General features: G+C 58.4%; 1 protein-coding gene. It reads left to right on the forward strand.

Features of this window, described 5'->3' with window-relative positions:
- Window positions 1-177 precede the first annotated feature (177 nt).
- A partial coding sequence (locus tag BBB58_RS14915) for a hypothetical protein (RefSeq protein ID WP_143180282.1) occupies window positions 178-683 on the forward strand: 506 nt, incomplete at its 3' end.

A 683-nucleotide genomic window follows, 5' to 3' on the forward strand; every position in this document is an offset into this window, starting at 1 on the left:
GATGGCGTCGTTCGCGGGCTGAGGCGGCTGAGCGAGCTGAACGGGACGAAGCTCGATGGGCTTTTAGGGTGAGGATGGAATGGATTTAGGGAAATGTGTAACAAAGGGCTTTACAAAGTATGGAGGTTAAGTTATTATGTAGTAGTAAATTAACTAATTCAATTGGGAGGGAAAGGCATGGTAAACAGTCGAACGGCAGTGGAAGTGTCGGGCCAGGTGGACCGGCCGACGTATTACATCACCCCGGTGGGTGAGTGGGTGAACTATGAGCGGGGGGTGTCCGCGGGGGGCATCGCCCCGATTGATAAGGGGGAGGTCGCGCGTTTCCTGACAGAGTCACAGCTGGGGCGTCTCTCGACCGACCGGTTGCGGGCGTACGGTCTCGGAAACCTGACGACGGACCGGAACCAGCGGATGGTCGAGAAGATGATGGAGGGTGACCATCTCGTCTTTTATTTCGACAAGATGCTCCGCTCGATGGGCCGCGTCGTCCAGGTGGTGGAGAGCGAGGATCTCTCATTGTGGCTCTTCGGGGACCGACGGTACAAGTTCATCGTCTTCCTCGACGACTTCAGGGAGCTGGGCCTGCCGGCCTCGACAATGGCGGAGTCCCTGTACGGGAAAGGGGATGGCGTCGTTCGCGGGCTGAGGCGGCTGAGCGAGCTGAACGGGACGAAGCTCGA

The organism is Exiguobacterium profundum, from assembly GCF_001909285.1.
Taxonomy (GTDB): Bacteria; Bacillota; Bacilli; order Exiguobacteriales; family Exiguobacteriaceae; genus Exiguobacterium; species Exiguobacterium profundum.